Consider the following 17365-nt stretch of genomic DNA (forward strand, 5'->3'; position numbering starts at 1 on the left):
TACTTTCAGGCAGCATAGGCGCCTCAAGCGGCCGATCCCGATCGGGGCGACCCGCGCTCCGAGCGAAATATTACTCGCCAGTAGTACACCCAGTTCACTCCCGCTAAGCAAGCGCTTTGAACTGTGACCTTTGCAACGCAGCGTAATCGGAACTCGACCGCTTCGCAGCGGGAGCCGGCGGCGGATCAGTCGCGCAGGCCGTTGAACCGCCCCTGGTGGTACAGGAGCGGACGGCCGGGACCGGCGGGATCGCCGAGCACGACCTCGGCCAGCACGATGCGATGGTCCCCGGCGGGCACGCGCGCGACGACGCGGCACACCAGCCAGGCGAGGACGTCGTCCAGGACGGGAACGCCCTCCGGCCCCTCCCGCCAGTCGGTGGGGGCACCGAAGCGGTCGGCGCCGCTTTTGGCGAAGGTGGCGGCCAACTCCTGCTGGTGGTCCCCGAGTATGTGGACGCCCACGTGCTCCGTCCCCGATATCGCGGGCCAGCTTGAGGCCGTGGTGCTGATGCCGAAGGAGAGCAGCGGGGGTTCGGCGGAGACGGAGGTCAGGGAGGTGGCGGTGAAGCCGACCGGGCCCGCGTCGCCACGCGCGGTGATCACCGCGACTCCCGCGGCGTGCCGCCGGAAGACGGAGCGCAGCAGGTCGGGCGAGGCGAGCTGGGGTGTACGGGTGCCGAGGTCGGGCGTTGCCGTCATGGAGTTGTCCTTCTGCGAGGAGGGGCGAGCGGGGTCGTGGCTGTTCAACAGCCGGGACAGCGCGCGCTCGCGGTGCGGGCCAGGTCGACGTGGACCCGCCCGAAGAGAAGGAGTTCCTTGGGCATACGGTCAGGCTGACGATAGGTGGCGTGCACAGTCAAGTACGTTCCGGCATATGGGAGATGCCTCACCGTCCCGGTCACAGCCGTCAGACCGCCTCCCCCAGCGCCGCGATGACGTCGGCCTTGCGGGGCTGGCCGGTGGCGCGCCGGACGACCCGGCCGTCGGCGTCCAGGACCAGCACGGTCGGCGTCTTGAGGATGTCGAGTTCGCGGACGAGCTCCAGGCGGTCCTCGGCGTCGATCTCGACGTGGGTCACACCCGGGACCATGTCGGCGACCTCACCCAGGATGCGCCGGGTGGCCCGGCACGGCGCGCAGAAGGCGCTGGAGAACTGCACGAGTGTGGCCCGCGGGCCCAACTCCCCGCCCAACTCGGCCGCCCCGAGCCGCTTTCCGCCGTCGCGCCCTCGCACGCGTACCCTCCCGCTCCGCTGCCGATGAAGCACTCCGTAGGCGCCCGCCACCGCGAGCACCACCGCGCACACCACAAGTCCGGTCATCCACTGCTCCAGCGTTCACGAGACTGCAAAGATTCCCGAGGCCCTGAATTCTTTCCCATGCGGAATCCTTGATTCATGGACATCGATGTGAGGGGCCCCCGCTTCGGCGCGGCGGTGACCACTCTGGTGCTGGCCATTGTGCTGATCACCGGGAGCACCTGGCTGCTGGCCTGGCAGACGCTGGCGTTCGCGCTGGGCGCGGCCGGCGGGGTGGGCCGTTCGCCGTACGGCTGGCTGTTCCGGAAGGTGGTACGTCCCCGGATCGGGCCGCCGACCGGGTTCGAGTCGCCGGATCCGCCGCGGTTCGCGCAGGCGGTGGGGCTCCTCTTCGCGGGCGTGGGACTGGTCGGGTACGGCCTGGGTCCCGAGTGGCTGGGCCTCGCCGCGACGGGGCTGGCGCTCGCGGCGGCCTTCCTCAATGCCGCGTTCGGGTACTGCCTGGGCTGCGAGATGTACCTGGTGGTGCGGAGGGTGACGGTGCGCACGCAGTAAAGGCGAGTTAAAAGCACGAGGTGGATCACCGGGGGACGTGACGAGGATCTCCGCAGTTCACCGGAACTTGGACTGGCTCCCCGGCCGTTATTCGGGCACGATCTGCGGCATGCCGTAAACCTACGGCTGCGTAACTTTCCCGCCGGGAGCAACCTTCCCAGGCTGAGAAGGAAGGGTCCACCCCGTCCCATGGCAGAGCTTGTCTACCGCCCCGTCGTCGGTCTCGCCCTCACGTTGTTCAAGGCGTGGGACCTGAAGATCGACTGCAAGGGGTCGGAGAACATCCCGCGCTCGGGCGGTGCCGTGCTGGTGAGCAATCACATCAGCTACCTGGACTTCATCTTCGACGGTCTGGCGGCGCTCCCGCAGAAACGTCTCGTTCGCTTCATGGCGAAGGAGTCCGTGTTCCGGCACAAGATCTCCGGGCCGCTGATGCGGGGCATGAAGCACATCCCGGTGGACCGCAAGAACGGCGAGGCGGCATATCAGCACGCGCTGGAGTCCCTGCGTTCCGGCGAGATCGTGGGCGTCTTCCCCGAGGCGACCATCTCGCAGTCCTTCACCCTGAAGAGCTTCAAGTCGGGCGCGGCGCGTATGGCCCAGGAGGCCGGTGTCCCGCTCATCCCCATGGCCTTGTGGGGCACGCAGCGCCTGTGGACCAAGGGCCAGCCGCGCAACTTCAAGCGCAGCCACACCCCGATCACGATCCGGGTGGGCGAGGCGATCGAGGCGTCCAAGGACAAGTACGCCGGCGCGATCACCCGCCAGGTCCGCGAGCGCTGCCAGGAGCTTCTGGAGGCGGCCCAGCGCGCCTACCCGGTCCGTCCGAAGGACGCGAACGACACCTGGTGGATGCCGGCCCACCTGGGCGGCACGGCGCCCACTCCGGAAGAGGTCAGGGCGACCGAGGCGCACTGAGGCCGGGCAGCCCAGGCCGCCCCGGATCGACTTTCTGACCTGCCCTTTCTCGTTCTCCGGCCCTAGGATCTCCTCGACCGAGAGGGGATCCCATGGACCGGAACACGCGCACGGTGGAGGACGTACTCCGTGTCCTGGACGGGCTGTTCGACTCCGGGGGTGACCGGTGGACCGGGGACGGCGGGGCGTCCTGGTGGGACGGTTTCTATGCGGATCCCGACAGGCCCGTTCCGTTCTTCGTCGCCAAGCCCGACGAGAACCTGGTCTCGTACGTCGACCGCGGTCTGCCGGCTGCTCCGGGCCGTGTCCTCGATCTGGGGTGCGGTCCCGGTCGCAATGCGCTGTATCTCGCGTCCCTCGGATTCGAGGTGGACGGCGTCGACCTCTCCCCCGTGGCGATCGCCCGGGCCCGCGAACGGGCCCACGAGGCAGGCGTCGAGGCCCGTTTCCTCACCGGTGACGCCTTCGCGCTGCTCGGGACCGAACTCCACGGACCCTACGACCTCGTCTACGACTCCGGCTGCTTCCACCACCTGCCACCGCACCGCCGTGTCAGCTACCTGGCGCTCCTCGACCAACTCCTCGCGCCGGACGGCCTGTTCGGCATCACCAGTTTCGCCGCCGGGGCGATGGGATCCGAGCTCCCGGACGCGGAGTTCTACCGCCGCGGTCGCCTGGAGGGTGGCCTGGCGTATACCCCCGAGGCGCTGCGCGGGCTGTTCTCCGACCTCACGGAAGTGGAGTTGCGGCGGATGCGCGACGAGCCGCCGGAGTCACCGTCCTTCGGTGAACCCTTCCTCTGGACCGCACTGTTCCGCCGCGTCGCCTGACGGCCGCGACCTCAGCTCGCCGACTCCGGCGCACGCAGCTCGATGCGCGCCCCGGGGCTGAACTTCTCCAGGAGCTCGGCGAGTTCGGCCCCCGCCGCCTCGACCTCGGCGACCGGCATGGGTGCCAGGCTCTCCAGCAGGAAGATGCCGGAAACCGTCTCCTCGGTGAGTCGGGTGCGCGGCCCCTGGCGCCAGTTCCAGCGGCGGCAGGTCACGCCCGCGTCGTCGCGCCACACCACCTCGCCCGCGTCGGGGTGTTCGACGACCTCTTCACCGCCGGCGACGGTCACGAAGTCCTCGTCGCCCGTGGCCCGCACGAGCCGCATGCCGCCCTGGATGTGGTCGATGTCCTCGCCGCCTACCGGGATCAGATGCGCGACGCTGATGACGTTGTAGAGGTCGACGAGGAGGTTGATGCGGGGCAGTCCCGCGTCCGACAGCGCCCTCTTCGCCAGCGCCTCCGCCGAGTTGCGGGTGCGTGAGGGCTTCGAGCCGAACGCCGTGTACGTCTCGCGCCAGGCGACCATGTGCGGGTCCTCGTGCGGTGCGCGACCGTCCAGGCGTACGGCGAGACGGCCGGCCGCGTCGTCGAGGAGGGCCGAACTCTCGGCCGTGGACGGCCCGTTGGTCAGCCCGTGCGCCTCGATCGCCACGTGGGTGAAGCCGGGCGCGAGGGCGCGCACCTCGTCGGACACGGTCAGGGAGGGGGTCATCGCCTTGCCTCAGAGTGCGGTGGGGAGGGTCTTCCAGAGGTACGGCCGGTCGGGGGCGGCACGGAGGACGCTCAGTACGGTCGGATGCGGTTCAGCGTACAGGACCAGATGGTCCACCTCATTGAACTCCGGGTCTGGCACGAAAGCCAGCCGCTCGCCATCGAGGGAGAACTGGGCGTCGACGCCCGGCTTGTTGCCGCGCGGGTCCTGCCGGTGCCAGGCGCCGTTGAAACGTACGGCGACCAGGCCGTGCACCACGTCGAACCGCTGGTAGCAGAGCGCGGTCGGGATGTCCTCGGCCCGCAGCAGGGCGGCGAGCGCGTGCGCCTTGGCGTAGCAGATGCCCGTGCCCTGCTCCAGGACATCGGAGGCGCGCCAGGTGACGCGCATGTCGCCGGAGTCCTGGGAGTGCGGGATCGTGTCGCGCACGAACTCGAACGCCAGGCGCGCATAGGCATACGAGTCCACCGCATCCTTGGCGAGCCGGCCGGCCGTCTCCCGGACCAGCGGGTGGTCATGGTCGATGACCTCGTCGGCGGCCAAGTACGCGGACAGATCGGGGGTGTTCTGGATCAGCTCCATGACCGCAGAGCATAGGAAAGCGATCACCCGAGAGTCAATGACTTTTCAGGTGGCCGCATACCTATGCACTCGACTCCTTGGCGCCGCTACCGCGCCATCTCCTCCTTGAGCGCCGCCACGAACGCGTCCACGTCCTCCTCGGTCGTGTCGAAGCCGCACATCCAGCGCACGACACCGGCCGCCTCGTCCCAGAAGTAGAACCGGAACCGCTTCTGCAACCGCTCGCTCACGTCGTGCGGGAGCTGGGCGAACACGCCGTTGGCCTGCACCGGGTAGAGGATCTCCACTCCGTGCACGGCGCGCACGCCCTCGGCCAGCCGCTGGGCCATCTCGTTGGAGTGGCGGGCGTTGCGCAGCCAGAGGTCCTTGGCGAGCAGCGCCTCCAACTGCACCGATACGAAGCGCATCTTCGAGGCGAGCTGCATGGACAGCTTGCGCAGGTGCTTCATGTGGCTGACGGCGTCCTGGTCGATGACGACGACCGCCTCACCGAACAGCGCGCCGTTCTTCGTCCCGCCGAGGGAGAGGATGTCGACGCCGACCGCGTTGGTGAACGTCCGCATCGGTACGTTCAGGGAGGCGGCCGCGTTGGCTATGCGGGAGCCGTCCAGGTGGACCTTCATGCCGTGCGCGTGGGCGTGCTCGCAGATCGCGCGGATCTCGTCCGGCGTGTAGAGGGTGCCGAGCTCCGTGCTCTGGGTGATCGAGACGACCTGCGGCATCGCACGGTGCTCGTCGTCCCAGCCGTACGCCTGCCGGTCGATCAGCTCGGGCGTGAGCTTGCCGTCGGGCGTGGGCACCGTCAGCAGCTTGAGGCCGCCCATGCGCTCCGGTGCCCCGCCCTCGTCGACGTTGATGTGCGCGCTCTCGGCGCAGATCACCGCGCCCCAGCGGTCGGTGACCGCCTGGAGCGCGACGACGTTGGCGCCGGTGCCGTTGAAGACCGGGAAGGCCTCCGCCGTGGCGCCGAAGTGGCTGCGGATGATCCCCTGGAGGTTCTCGGTGTACTCGTCCTCGCCGTAGGCGACCTGGTGACCGCCGTTGGCCAGGGCCAGGGCGGCGAGCACCTCCGGGTGGGCCCCGGCGTAGTTGTCGCTGGCGAAGCCGCGGACCTCCGGGTCGTGATGGCGACGGGCGTCGGTCTTCGGGGGGTTCACGGCTTCTCGGTCAGCCACAGACGCTTTCCGTTCACTTCGGCGGCGGACCTGTGCCAGACGTCGACGATGGCCTCCGCGAGGTCCTTGACGTCCGTGAAGCCCGCGAACTTCGCGTTGGGACGCTCGGCGCGCATCGCGTCGTGCACCAACGCCTTCACCACCAGGATCGCAGCCGCCGAGGTCGGCCCCTCGGCGCCCCCGGCCTTGCGGAAGTAGTCGCCCATGGCGAGCGTCCACGCCTCGGCGGCGGCCTTGGCGGCGGCGTACGCGGCGTTCCCGGCGGTCGGGTTCGAGGCGCCGGCCGCGCTGATCAGGACGTACCGGCCACGGTCGCTGCGCTGGAGCGCCTCGGAGAAGGCGAGGGAGGTGTGCTGGACGGTGCGGATGAGCAGCAGCTCCAGGAAGTCCCAGTCGTCGAGGCTGGTCTTGATGAAGGTCTCGCTGCCGCGCCAGCCGCCGACGAGGTGGACCACGCCGTCGACCCGGCCGAACTCCTTCTCGATGCCGACGGCCCAGTCCCGGGTGGACTCCAGGTCGAGCAGGTCGACGGGTTCCCCGGTGACGGTGGCGCCGCCGCCCGCGTCCCGGGCCGCGCCCACGGCCTCCGCGAGCCGCTCGGGATCGTTGTCGGCGGCGACGACGGTCGCGCCCGCCTCGGCCAGCCGGACCAGTGCCGCCCGCCCGGCGGGACCACCCGCCCCGGCCACCGCGATCACCGCACCGCTGAGAGCTCCGTTCCCCGCCATGTTCTTCGCCTCCTGAGCAGCCGCCTGGGCGGCCTGAGCAATGTTCCCGGTGCCGCGAACGCTCACGCGGCGGCCCGCTCGGCGCTGTCCGCCGTGATGCCCCGGGTCGAGGCGATCACATGGCGAAGCTTCTTGGAGAGGGCCTCATAGAACATGCTCAGCGGAAACTCGTCCGGAAGCACGTCATCGACGAGTTTCCGCGGCGGCTGGCTCAGGTCGAGGGCGTCGGGACCCTTGGCCCACTTGGAGCCCGGGTGCGGGGCGAGGTACCGCGACACCAGGTCGTACGCGGCGAACCAGTGGACCAGCTTCGGGCGGTCGATGCCGGCCCGGTAGAGGTCCTCGATCTCGGCGCACAGCTGGTTCGTGACCTGCGGGGCGCGCTGCCAGTCGATGAACAGCTTGTTGTCGGTCCAGCGGACGACGTCGTGCTTGTGCAGGTAGGCGAAGAGCAGCTGGCCGCCGAGGCCGTCGTAGTTGCGGACGCGCTCGCCGGTGACCGGGAAACGGAACATGCGGTCGAACAGCACCGCGTACTGCACGTCACGGGCCTGCGGGACGCCGTCGGCCTCCAGCTTCACGGCCTCCTTGAAGGCGGTGAGGTCGCAGCGCAGCTCCTCCAGGCCGTACATCCAGAACGGCTGGCGCTGCTTGATCATGAACGGGTCGAAGGGCAGGTCGCCGTGGCTGTGGGTGCGGTCGTGGACCATGTCCCACAGGACGAAGGCCTCCTCGCAGCGGGTCTGGTCGTGAACCATCGCGGCGATGTCCGCGGGCAGCTCCAGGCCCAGGATGCCGACGGCCGCGTCGGTGACCCGGCGGAAGCGGGCGGCCTCCCGGTCGCAGAAGATGCCACCCCAGGAGAATCGTTCCGGCGCCTCGCGCACGGCGATCGTCTCCGGGAAGAGCACGGCGGAGTTGGTGTCGTAACCCGCCGTGAAGTCCTCGAACTTGATGCCGCAGAACAGCGGGTTGTCGTAGCGGGTGCGCTCCAGCTCGGCCAGCCAGTCGGGCCAGACCATGCGCAGCACGACCGCTTCGAGGTTGCGGTCCGGGTTGCCGTTCTGCGTGTACATCGCGAAGACGACCAGGTGCTGGAGACCGTCCGCGCGGTTCGCGGCGGGCTGGAAGGCCAGCAGCGAGTCGAGGAAGTCGGGCACCTGGAAGCCGTCGGCGACCCAGCGCTCCAGATCCTTGACCAGGGCCTCGTGGTAGGCGCGGTCGTACGGGAGCAGCGGGGACAGCTCCTCGACGGCCGCCACGACACGCCGTACGACGGCCTCGGCATCGGCCTTCCCGGGGGCGCCCTCGGCCTCGAAGTCGATCGATCCGTCCTTGGACTGCCATGGCCGGATCCGCTCCACGGCATCCTTGAGCGCCGGCCACGCCGGGTGCTCGACCACCCTGGTCGCGGGAGGAACCCGTTCCCCCGTCGCCGCCTGCACAAGAATTTCCGTCATGTCCCATCCTCCACGGGAGAAGCTCGCGTATGGAGACCGTATACATACGAGCTTCCTCCCAGCAAGGTGAGCCTCCGGAAATTATCCTGCGCACCCACATTGTCACCGAACTTTTTCCTGCCGGACGCGGTTGAGGCGGCACTTCCGGGTATACGTACGGCCCGCGCGGGTATCAGCCACTGGTCAATGCCCGCAGGACTCGCCCACGGCAGGGTGACCGCCCCCACCGGTACAGGCCAGGTCCGCCCCGTACGCCACGCCAATCCCCGGTGTACGCACGGGTTCATCGCGGGGCCGGGCCATTAGGCTGCGGCTCTGCCCGCGGGACCGTCCGCTCCGGTCCGCGGGGCCGAGCCGCCGTCGACGGAAGCGAGTTGAACCTTGAACTTCCTTACCATCGGTCATCGCGGAGTCATGGGTACCGAACCCGAGAACACCCTCCGTTCCTTCGTCGCCGCCCAGCAGGCCGGCCTCGACGTCATCGAACTCGATCTGCATCTGAGCAAGGACGGCGCACTCGTCGTCATGCACGACGCGGACGTGGACCGCACGACCGACGGCACCGGCCCGATCGCCGACAAGACCCTCTCCGAACTGCGCGCCCTGGACGCGGGCCGCGGGGAACGGGTCCCGGTCTTCGAGGAGGTCCTGGACGCGGTCAGGGCGCCGCTCCAGGCCGAGATCAAGGACGTGCAGGCGGCCCGCGCGCTGGCCGAGGTCATGCTCGACCGGGACCTGGTCTCGCGGGTGGAGGTGTCCTCGTTCCACGACGAGGCGGTCGCCGAGATCGCCCGCCTGGTGCCCGGCGTACGGACCGCGCTGATCGGCAGCCGGTACGGCACCGACATCGTGGACCGCGCCGTCGACGCCGGTGCCTCGACTGTCTGCCTCAACATCCGCCGACTCACCCTGGAGATCGTGGAGCGGGCCCGCAAGGCGGATCTGCGGATCATCGGCTGGGTGGTGAACACGCAGGACCACCTGCGGCTGGTACGGGCCCTGCAGCTGGACGGCGCGACCACCGACTACCCGGAGATCAAGCGCACCGGCCGCTTCACCGCATGAACGTCACGCCAGCTCCTTGACCAGCAGCTCGAACCGCAGGTCGTCGCGCTGCGGAATACCGAAGCGCTCGTCGCCGTACGGGAAGGGGGTCGTCTTTCCCGTACGGCGGTAGCCGCGGCGCTCGTACCAGGCGATGAGGTCCTCGCGAACGGAGATCACGGTCATGTGCATCTCGGTCGCGCCCCAGGTCTCGCGGACCGTGCGCTCCGCCGCCGCGATGATCACCTTGCCGAGGCCGCCGCCCTGGAGCTTCGGGCTGACGGCGAACATCCCGAAGTACGCGTGTGTGCCCCGGTGTTCGAGCTGGCAGCAGGCGACGATCGCGCCGTCCCGCTCCACCGTCAGCAGTCGGCTGTCGGGCGACTTGATGACCTGGAGCACCCCCTCGGGATCGGTGCGCTGCCCCTCCAGGATGTCCGCCTCGGTGGTCCACCCGGCCCGGCTGGAGTCCCCGCGGTACGCCGACTCGACCAGCGCGACGAGCTCGTCCACGTCGGCGTCGGTGGCGTCACGGAAGGTCAGTCCGTCGGTGGCGGCGCTGTCCATGGTGCAGGTCTCCGATCTCGGGCGCGGCGCGGGCAGGGACGAGCGTAACGCCGCGGCTAGGCTCCCTGCGCATGGTGCATGTACTCAGCAGCCGGACGCTGCTCCACCCGACCGACCCCGAGCGTTCGCGCCGCTTCTACGGCGAGCAGCTCGGCCTCGCGGTCTACCGCGAGTTCGGCACAGGCCCGGAGCGGGGCACGGTCTATTTCCTCGGCGGTGGCTTCCTGGAGCTCTCGGGACGCACCGAGGCCCCGCCCTCCCCGGCCGTACGGCTGTGGCTCCAGGTGGACGACGCGGCCGCGGCGCATGAGGAGCTGCGGGGCAAGGGGGTCGAGATCGTGCGGCCGCCGGTGAAGGAGCCGTGGGGGCTGGTCGAGATGTGGATCGCGGATCCGGACGGGATGCCGATCGTGCTGGTGGAGGTGCCGGCGGATCATCCGATTCGGTATCGGCCGGGGATCTGAGCGGTACGGGTCGGGGGGCCGGGGCGGCATCCGGCCCGCACGGGCGCCGATCAGCTGGGCCGGGGCGAGGCCCGGTATCCGGCCCGCTCCGGGCCCGATCAGCCGGGCCGGTGCTCCCAGCCGCGGTCCGTGCGGGTCAGTTCCGTGAAGCCCGCCCCCAGCAGCAGCTCGATCGCGGGTGCGTCGTCGGCCGACTCGTAGGCGAGCAGGCGGTCCACGTCGGACAGGCGGAGCCAGTCGGCCGCGTGGGCGAGGAGGTGGTGCTCCAGGCCTGTGCCGTGGGACGCCGGGTCGATGTGCAGGTTGCCGATGTCGGCCAGACCGGCCGCACGCGACTGGCGTTCGGGGCGGGCCAGGGCCGTGTCGACCTCGATGAAGCCGCGGGCGGCACCTGCGTCGTCGTAAGCCGTGAAGCGGGTGCCGCACTCGCCCAGCGTGCGCTCGAAGCGCGGACCGGACCCGGACTCGGGTGTCGGCAGGTCGGCCACCCGCGCGATCAGGATGACCTCCGTGTCGCCGGTGTGCCGGAAACCGGAGCGTTCGTAGAGGGCGTGGATGTGCGGCCAGTTGCGGGGCAGGCCGTAGACGGCCGGGGCCGGGACGGCACCGCCGGCGTAGCGGACGCGGACGTTCCAGCGGGCGAGCAGGGCGAGGCAGGCGGCCATCAGCTGCTCCGCGGCGAGGTCGGAGTCCGGCCGGAAGGACGCGGGCGGGCGGAAGACGAACCAGTCGATCTCGCCGGCGTCCCGGTAGGACTCGCCGACCTCGCCTTCGGAGCGGTAGCGCAGCAGGTGGGCGGCGGCCACGACCGCGCCGCGCTGCTCGGCGACGAGCGTCACGCGCTCGCCGACCCAGGGGTCGGTGACGGCCTCGCCCGGCTGCCGTTCCAGGTCGCTGAGGACTGTGTTGACCGAGACGGAGACGCCGGGCACCACGGCGGCGACGTGCGCGTTGATCAGTTCGGTGAGCTGGTCGCGGTCGTCGCGGCGGAAGGGGCGCACCGTGAGCGCGGACATGCGGGACCTCCGGACAGGGGTGGTGGGCTGGAGGCCGCCATGCGATGCGGTATGAGGAGGAGGGTATGTCGGTGGCGGCGCCGGGCGCGAGGGGGTTTGCGTCGGATGGCCGGGGGGCGGGTGCGGGACTAGCGTGCTGGAGGGGGTCTGCTCGGATCTGCCCCGGAGCAGATCCGGATCCGCTTCGGAAGGAACGCCATGAAGCTCGACAAGCCGGTGACCGGCGGGCCCTGCTGGACCGAGCTCGGGACCAGCGATCTGGACGGCGCCAAGCGGTTCTACGCGGAGCTGTTCGGCTGGCGTCCCGAGACGGATGCCCGGCAGGAGGCGGGCGGTTACACGGTCGCGCACCTCGGGGAGGTCGCGGTCGCCGCGCTGACGCCGCTGTACCAGGAGTCGCAGCCGGTCGCGTGGAACGTGTCGTTCGCGGTGGCGGACGCGGACGAGGCCGCCCGGAAGGTGACGGCGGCGGGCGGGACGGTGCTGCTCGGGCCGATGGACGTGTTCGACATCGGCCGGTTCGCGGTGGCCGTCGATCCGACCGGTGCCGTCTTCCAGATGTGGCAGGCACGGACCTTCCCGGGGGCCGGGGTGTTCAACACCCCGGGTTCGCTGGGCTGGGTGGAGGTTCTGACCCGCGCCCCGGAGCGGGCCGTGGACTTCTACACCACGGTGTTCGGCTGGAGCGTCAACGCCTCGGAGCACTACACCCAGTGGGGCATCGACGGCGCCGACTTCGGCGGGATGATGCGGATGGACGACAAGTTCCCGCACGAGGTGCCCGCGCACTGGCTGCCGTACTTCGCGGTGTCCGACGCCGACGCGTCGGCGGCCACGGCGACCGGGGCGGGCGGCACCGTCCTGATGGAACCGAGGTCGATGGCCGACGTCCGGCGGATCGCCGTGCTGCGGGATCCGCAGGGCGCGATGTTCGGGGTGTACGCGGACCTGCAGCGGGGCTGAGCGGTGGCTAGTCCGGCAGGGCGAGCGGTGTCACCGTGACCCGGTCGATGACAGGCGCGTAGGCGGACCGCTGACCGTGCTGATTGCTGCTGCGGCCGTCGAAGTCGGGGAGTTCGTCGGCGGTGAAGGTGACGGTATTGACGCCCCTGTTGAGGGTGACGGGGACGGAGAGGTCCCAGAAATTGTTGAAGTGGAACGTCGTGGGGAAGAGGACGCGCTGCGGGGCCGCTCCGTCGACGGAGATGTCGGCGTGGCGGCAGACCGGGTCCGGGTTGTAGTGGGTGGCGGGCGCCTGTTCGCCGTTGGAGTAGCGGACGGTGAGCGCGTGACGTCCGGGGTGCGAGGCCGTCACCGTGAGGGTGAGGGAGTTCGCGGGTCCGGCGCCGATGCCGTCGACGGCCTTGCCGCCGGAGGCGTACGGGTATCCGGTGACCTTCGCCGTGCCGGCCAGGGTGCCTTCCTCGGCGGCGGACACGCGCGCCGGAAGCAGCCCTCGTGAAGGTTCCACGCGCAGCCGGTCCACCACCAGGCGCTCCGAAGTCCCGGTCACCGTCACCTTGTTGATGCCTCCGGCCAGGAACAGCGGTACGGCTCCGCGCTCGGCCCGCGCGACTTCCTCGCCGTTGACCGTGAGCAGGCCCTCGCCGGGGCCGAGCAGGTCGACGGTGACCGTCGCCTCGCCGTCGTCCTCGGCGTACACCCAGAAGGTGGCGGTGCCTCCGCGCGGGAGGACCGCGGCGCCGGGCCCGAGGCGCCGGGCTCGGCGCAGTCGACCCGTGCTCCGCCGCCGAGCGCCGCGAACTCGGCGTCGTACAGGGCCACTTGTCGCTCGCCGCGCAGGGCGAGGTCCAGCTTGTCGACGACCGCGTCGCCCTTGGTCACGCCCAGATCGGGATCCTCGGCCGCAAGCGTGATCCGGTGCGGTCCGGCAGTGAGCTCGACGGTCGTGCCGGTGTGGCCCCACACCGCCCACTTGTAGCCGAGCGGCAGGCGCAGCTCCCGTGCGTCGCGGCCGTCGACGCGCAGGAAGACGTTGGTGGGGCCCTGCTCCCGTACCAGCTCGGCCTCGTTGTGGGAGTTGGCGAAGACCCGGAGGTCGTACGTGCCGTCCTGCGGGACCTCGACGTCGAAGGCGAGGACCAGGTCGGAGCCGGTTCGGAGGCCGCCGACGTGATGGCCGCCCGAGGTCGCGAACTTGTCGACGTCGGACGGGGATCCCTCGGGACCGTTCTTCGAATAGCCACCGCCCGTGTACGACGCGTCCTCCGCCTCGTAGGTGCGCCGCCAACCGACCGACGGCGGCAGCAGGTTGGCGCCGTTGCCGCCGGGGGCGAGGACGAGCTGGTAGGCCGACATCTCGTCGAGGCCGGTCAGGGGAAGCCTCACCCGGCCGTCCACGACGGGCAGTTCGATCTCGCGCAGCAGCAACGGCTGTGCGCTCGCGCCGACTTGCCCGGTCCACGGGATCTCCAGCAGCCGTAGATGCACCCGCCCGCCGAACACCCCGGTGTCGATGCCCTCGACGACCAGGTCCGCCGCCCCGCTCGCGCCGCCGAACAGCACCCGGGCCTGCCGCTTCTCCCGGTCCAGCGCGGCGACGCCCTGGAGGGTGTACTGCACGTTGGGCCGCGGCGCCCTGACCTCGACCGTGTTCCCGGACAGCTGTCCGTAGGCGTTGAACAGCCACCACTGCCCGTTGCCCTTGTTGGCCTCGACCGCCGAGTCGTTGAGGTTGCCCGCGATGTTCCAGTACGCCAGGTCGGCGTCGACCTTGGACTCCTCGATCGCGGCGATCCACTGGATCATCTGCCCGGGGACGGAGAGGTGGTAGTTGTGGGCGTACTCGTTGAGGTTGACGGGCAGCGGGCCGATGCCCAACTCCCGTTCCAGCTCACGGTACTTGGCGACGTTCGTACGGACCTCGTCCGGCGAGGACAGCTCGTGCCAGGTGACCACGTCCGGGAGTACGCCGTGGTCGCGCGCGAACTCCAGGAAGCCGCGCACCTCGGGATAGAGGATGCAGGTGTTGGGTCCGGCGATGCGCGCGCCGGGGTCCAACTCCCTGATGAGGCGGTACGCCCGCTCCCAGGCCGTGAAGAAGGGGCCGGGCTCGGTGTGCCAGGAGACGCCGTCGTAGCTCCACTCCCCCGTGCCGAACATGTTGCCCTCGGGCTCGTTGAACGGCACGTACACCACATGGGACTTGAGCGTGCCGAGCGTCAGCACCTGCTCGACCTGGCGGCGGAGGACGTCCAGATGGGTGGCGAGCCGTTCCGCGCCGGTGGCGCCCGGCCACTCGTAGGGGAAGCCACGGTGGAAGTCGGGGATGTAGACGTACACGTCCTTGCCGCCCGCGGCGACGAAGGACGGGAGGATCTCCAGGGCGTCGGCGCCGGGGTGCTGGATGCCGTCCTGGGCCTTGGTGGTGACCGTGCGGACGTACATGCCCTCGACGACGGCGCGGCTGGGCACCCCGTCGCCGTACAGGCCGTAGAGCGTGCCGCTCGCGCCGCCGTGGAACGGGCCGGTCTCGGTGCCCAGGTCGACCGTGAGGGTTTCGGCTGTCACGGCACCCCATCTTTCGTTCGGCATCTCGTACGCCAGTCGGGGGTCCGAACCGGCCTGGTCGAACGTAAGGAGTCCGCGGCGATCACGTCAACGGGCGGCCGGCCTCCGAAACTTCCGCAAACCGCCGCTCAGGCACGCAGTGCGCCGAGCCGGCCCTCCAGTCGGCCGAGCAACTCGCCGAGCAGCCCGGCCAGTTCGCCCTGCGCACTCGGTTCGAGGACGGACAGCACGGCCGTCTCGTAGGCGAGCTGCTCGGGCATGATGCCGTCGACCAGGTCGCGGCCCGTGTCGGTGAGGCGGAGGTGGGCGACGCGGCGGTCGCGGGTGTCGACGCGGCGCTCGACCAGGCCGCGCTCGGTGAGCAGCTTGAGGCGTTTGGTGACGGCGGCGCCGGAGGAGAAGGTCTCGCGGGCCAGTTCGCCGGGGGTCAGCTCGTGACCGGTGCGGCGCAGCGCGCCGAGCAGGTCGAACTCGGGGCGGCTGAGTCCGGCCCGGCGCAGCGGGGCGTCCTCGGCCTGCTGGAGGAGGGCGGCGCAGCGGTTGATGCGGCCGATGATCTCCATCGGGCCGGTGTCGAGGTCGGGGTGGACGGCCTGCCACTGCCGGACGACCGCGGAGACGGTGTCGCCCCCGGCCGCGTCCGCCTGCCGTCCGTTCACTGCCGTCATGGCCGTATGCCCTCCACGCTCGTACTTCTGTGCAGCCCCTGGCGCCTTGCCGTCGCCGCGAGCGTACGGTGTGCGGCCTGCTCGGCGCGCACGACCCGCTCCTGGGGCAGGGCACGCTGCCACCACTCGCCGGACGCGGCGTCGACGGTGGCCCGCAGGTCGGCCAGGGCGGCGGCGAGGGAGCGGCGGGCGGATTCCAGGGCGGTGGGCACGGGGGCGGGCTCGGCCAGGAGGCGGGCGGTGCGTTCGTGGGCGCCCTCAACCGCGGTCAGCGCGTGTTCGACGCGGTCACCGGAGCGGCGGTTGGTGACGACGACCGCGGCCAGGAAGCCGACCAGCGCGCCGACGAGCGTGTCCACGACCCGTTCGGTGATCAGCTGCCCGGGCTGCTGGGTCCGGGCGAACTCGGTAATGAGCAGGGCCATCGGGGTCACGCACACGCTGCCCAGCCAGTAGTTGCGGCCCATCAGCGCCTCGGCGCCGAAGTTGAAGGCGAGGCAGAGGAGCACGAGGAGCACCTGGCTGACATGGGCGAGCGGGACGACGGCGGCGAAGAGGAGTACGCCCAGGAGGTTGCCGACAACGCGCTGGATGCCGCGGCTCCAGGTGAGGGCGAGGTTGGCCTGGTAGAGGGAGGCGGCGGTGACCAGGGCCCAGTAGGGGCGGCCGATGCCGAGGGCCAGGGAGGCGTAACCGGCGAGGGCGCAGCCCAACGCCGTGCGTACGGCGATGGGGGTCAGCGGGCCGAGGCGCTGCCACAACGGGCGGGCGGGGGCGGCGAGTTCGGCGTCCGCGCCAAGGAGTTCGTCGGCGGCGGCCGGGTCGTGGACCTGCGGGAGCGGGCCCGTGCCGGTCAGCTCGCGCGCCCAGGCACGCAGCCGCTCGGGGTCGGTGTCGGCGGGGGCGGCGAGGGCGACCTCGGCACGGACGACGAGGCGTTCGAGGGCGCGGCGGGTGCGCGGGTCGCGGGCGGCCAGGAGCGTCTGCCAGGCGGCCTGGATGGCGGCGGCCGCGGCGGCGCGATGGCGGGGGTGAGGGTGAGGGTCGCTGTCTTCGGTCTCGGCGTGCGCCGCGGTGCGGGAGTGCGGGCGGCCGTCGCCGCCGTGGGCTTCGGCGTACGCGGCGGCCGCGTTCAGGGCCTGGGCGGTGGCCCGGCGCTCCGGGCCGTGCGGTCGCAGCAGTCCGGGCGCCATGCCGACGAGCCAGGCCCAGACGCCGGCCGCGAGGGCCAGGGCGAGGTGGCCGGGGATCTGGGCGAGGGTCTGCGGGGCGAAGAGGGAGGCGGAGCTGATGAAGGTGAGGACGACGTTGCCGGGCGGGCCGATGCGGGTGGCGTCGCACAGCGCCTTCTGGGCCGCTGCCAGCAGGGCGCCGACGGTGACGAGCACGACGGCGCCGGTGGTGAGCGACGCGGCGAGCAGGGCGACGGCGAGGCCGCCGACCATGCCGAGGATCACCAGGGCGAGGGTGCGGGCCCGGGCGGCGTAGGGGCGGTTGTGGGCGTAGAGGGCGCACAGCGAACCGGCCATCGTGTACATCGCCAGGTCGAGCCGGCCGAGGGCCAGGAGGGTGAGGTTGGGCGGGGCGACGGAGGCGACGACGCTGAGGGCGGGCTTGAACCAGATGCCGGAGGGGCGGCCCAGGCGGAGGGGGGTGGCCAGGGGGAAGCGGCGGGGGTGCGGGGTGGTCGGTGCCTTGGTCGCGTCTAGTGCCATGTGACATAACATTAGCAGGTGTTTTACTCGTAAAGCACCTCGGCGACCACGTCCCCCGCCTCCCGTCACCTCCCGTGCTCCCTCGAATGCTCCCCGTGTACACCCTTGCGCTCGCGTGCGCACCACGTCGCCCGGGCAT

General features: G+C 70.9%; 17 protein-coding genes and 1 pseudogene. 6 read left to right on the forward strand and 12 right to left on the reverse strand.

Features of this window, described 5'->3' with window-relative positions:
* Positions 1–185 precede the first annotated feature (185 nt).
* Both ACQEWB_RS04860 and ACQEWB_RS04865 read right to left on the reverse strand, forming a co-directional pair.
* Positions 186–701 (reverse strand): flavin reductase family protein, encoded by a 516-nt coding sequence (locus ACQEWB_RS04860; protein ID WP_432827388.1) that lies wholly within the window; start codon positions 699–701, stop codon positions 186–188.
* Positions 702–909: 208 nt separating this feature from the next.
* Positions 910–1323 (reverse strand): TlpA family protein disulfide reductase, encoded by a 414-nt coding sequence (locus ACQEWB_RS04865; RefSeq protein WP_432827389.1) that lies wholly within the window; start codon positions 1321–1323, stop codon positions 910–912.
* A 75-nt stretch (positions 1324–1398) separates the two neighbouring features.
* Between ACQEWB_RS04865 and ACQEWB_RS04870 the strand changes: the two genes are divergently transcribed.
* The 3 genes from ACQEWB_RS04870 (at position 1399) to ACQEWB_RS04880 (ending at position 3563) form a co-directional block, all read left to right on the forward strand.
* Positions 1399–1815, forward strand: coding sequence for a DUF4395 domain-containing protein (locus tag ACQEWB_RS04870; RefSeq protein ID WP_432827391.1), 417 nt, complete (start codon positions 1399–1401; stop codon positions 1813–1815).
* Positions 1816–2004: 189 nt separating this feature from the next.
* Positions 2005–2733, forward strand: coding sequence for a lysophospholipid acyltransferase family protein (locus tag ACQEWB_RS04875; RefSeq protein ID WP_432827393.1), 729 nt, complete (start codon positions 2005–2007; stop codon positions 2731–2733).
* Positions 2734–2825: 92 nt separating this feature from the next.
* Positions 2826–3563 (forward strand): class I SAM-dependent methyltransferase, encoded by a 738-nt coding sequence (locus ACQEWB_RS04880; RefSeq protein WP_432827395.1) that lies wholly within the window; start codon positions 2826–2828, stop codon positions 3561–3563.
* Between the two features lie 11 nt (positions 3564–3574).
* On the opposite strand, the gene ACQEWB_RS04885 is transcribed toward ACQEWB_RS04880, so the two are convergent.
* The 5 genes from ACQEWB_RS04885 to ACQEWB_RS04905 all read right to left on the reverse strand — a co-directional run bounded on the left by ACQEWB_RS04885 (position 3575) and on the right by ACQEWB_RS04905 (position 8221).
* Positions 3575–4276: a B3/B4 domain-containing protein gene (locus tag ACQEWB_RS04885; protein ID WP_432827396.1), complete on the reverse strand. Its 702-nt coding sequence runs from the start codon at positions 4274–4276 to the stop codon at positions 3575–3577.
* A 9-nt stretch (positions 4277–4285) separates the two neighbouring features.
* Positions 4286–4858, reverse strand: a complete 573-nt coding sequence (locus tag ACQEWB_RS04890) for a transglutaminase domain-containing protein (RefSeq protein WP_432827397.1) — start codon at positions 4856–4858, stop codon at positions 4286–4288.
* An 86-nt stretch (positions 4859–4944) separates the two neighbouring features.
* Complete coding sequence (locus tag ACQEWB_RS04895) at positions 4945–6015, reverse strand: threonine aldolase family protein (RefSeq protein ID WP_432827399.1); 1071 nt, start codon at positions 6013–6015, stop codon at positions 4945–4947.
* Positions 6012–6761 carry an SDR family NAD(P)-dependent oxidoreductase gene (locus ACQEWB_RS04900; protein WP_432827401.1) on the reverse strand — a complete coding sequence of 250 codons (750 nt, stop codon included), beginning with the start codon at positions 6759–6761 and terminating at the stop codon, positions 6012–6014. Before ACQEWB_RS04900 ends, ACQEWB_RS04895 begins: the two co-directional genes overlap by 4 nt.
* A gap of 62 nt (positions 6762–6823) precedes the next feature.
* On the reverse strand, positions 6824–8221 hold the full coding sequence (locus ACQEWB_RS04905; RefSeq protein WP_432827403.1) for a DUF6421 family protein: 1398 nt from the start codon (positions 8219–8221) through the stop codon (positions 6824–6826).
* A gap of 381 nt (positions 8222–8602) precedes the next feature.
* Between ACQEWB_RS04905 and ACQEWB_RS04910 the strand changes: the two genes are divergently transcribed.
* Positions 8603–9286 carry a glycerophosphodiester phosphodiesterase gene (locus ACQEWB_RS04910; protein ID WP_432827405.1) on the forward strand — a complete coding sequence of 228 codons (684 nt, stop codon included), beginning with the start codon at positions 8603–8605 and terminating at the stop codon, positions 9284–9286.
* A 3-nt stretch (positions 9287–9289) separates the two neighbouring features.
* On the opposite strand, the gene ACQEWB_RS04915 is transcribed toward ACQEWB_RS04910, so the two are convergent.
* Positions 9290–9832, reverse strand: coding sequence for a GNAT family N-acetyltransferase (locus ACQEWB_RS04915; protein WP_432827407.1), 543 nt, complete (start codon positions 9830–9832; stop codon positions 9290–9292).
* Positions 9833–9903: 71 nt separating this feature from the next.
* Between ACQEWB_RS04915 and ACQEWB_RS04920 the strand changes: the two genes are divergently transcribed.
* Positions 9904–10296 (forward strand): VOC family protein, encoded by a 393-nt coding sequence (locus tag ACQEWB_RS04920; protein ID WP_432827409.1) that lies wholly within the window; start codon positions 9904–9906, stop codon positions 10294–10296.
* A 98-nt stretch (positions 10297–10394) separates the two neighbouring features.
* On the opposite strand, the gene ACQEWB_RS04925 is transcribed toward ACQEWB_RS04920, so the two are convergent.
* Complete coding sequence (locus ACQEWB_RS04925) at positions 10395–11312, reverse strand: N-acetyltransferase (RefSeq protein WP_432827411.1); 918 nt, start codon at positions 11310–11312, stop codon at positions 10395–10397.
* A gap of 198 nt (positions 11313–11510) precedes the next feature.
* Between ACQEWB_RS04925 and ACQEWB_RS04930 the strand changes: the two genes are divergently transcribed.
* Positions 11511–12275, forward strand: a complete 765-nt coding sequence (locus ACQEWB_RS04930) for a VOC family protein (protein ID WP_432827413.1) — start codon at positions 11511–11513, stop codon at positions 12273–12275.
* A gap of 7 nt (positions 12276–12282) precedes the next feature.
* Here ACQEWB_RS04930 and ACQEWB_RS04935 read toward each other — a convergent pair.
* The 3 genes and pseudogenes from ACQEWB_RS04935 to ACQEWB_RS04945 all read right to left on the reverse strand — a co-directional run bounded on the left by ACQEWB_RS04935 (position 12283) and on the right by ACQEWB_RS04945 (position 17226).
* Positions 12283–14867, reverse strand: a pseudogene (locus tag ACQEWB_RS04935) (cellulosome protein).
* 104 nt (positions 14868–14971) lie between these two features.
* Positions 14972–15511 carry a MarR family winged helix-turn-helix transcriptional regulator gene (locus ACQEWB_RS04940; protein WP_432827415.1) on the reverse strand — a complete coding sequence of 180 codons (540 nt, stop codon included), beginning with the start codon at positions 15509–15511 and terminating at the stop codon, positions 14972–14974.
* The gene (locus tag ACQEWB_RS04945) at positions 15508–17226 is read right to left on the reverse strand and encodes an FUSC family protein (RefSeq protein WP_432827417.1); all 1719 of its coding nucleotides are present in this window, start codon (positions 17224–17226) and stop codon (positions 15508–15510) included. The genes ACQEWB_RS04940 and ACQEWB_RS04945 overlap by 4 nt, the downstream gene beginning before the upstream one ends.
* Positions 17227–17365: the final 139 nt, after the last annotated feature.

This window comes from Streptomyces sp. CA-249302, assembly GCF_050936785.1.
In the GTDB taxonomy this organism is placed as follows: domain Bacteria; phylum Actinomycetota; class Actinomycetes; order Streptomycetales; family Streptomycetaceae; genus Streptomyces.